A 365-nucleotide genomic window follows, 5' to 3' on the forward strand; every position below is an offset into this window, starting at 1 on the left:
CAAATCTAATAAAGACGACAAATCTAATAAAGATGACAAGTCTGATAAAGATGACAAGTCTAATAAAGATGACAAGTCTGATAAAGACGATAAATACAGTGCGGCGATAGCTAATATCTATCAATGGGCAACTAAGCTTAAAGATGACTTTAAGTCTGATAAAGACAGCAAATCTGATGCTAATAAAGAAGACAAATCTGCTGCATCTGATAAAGATGATAAGCACAGTGCGACAATAGCTAATATCTATCAATGGGCAACTAAGCTTAAAGATGACTTTACATCCGAAGCATATAATATGAAGCATGACGTTTCCGAAAAAGCGGTTGAACAGATGCTTAGGAGGATTTTAGATGCCACAAGTG

The 365-nt window shown here is 35.3% G+C and carries 1 pseudogene; it reads left to right on the forward strand.

Annotated features, from left to right (window positions below):
• Positions 1–365: pseudogene (locus CAN34_RS14315) on the forward strand (hypothetical protein); the annotation flags it as partial.

It is taken from the genome of Psychrobacter sp. DAB_AL32B (genome assembly GCF_002224105.1).
In the GTDB taxonomy this organism is placed as follows: domain Bacteria; phylum Pseudomonadota; class Gammaproteobacteria; order Pseudomonadales; family Moraxellaceae; genus Psychrobacter.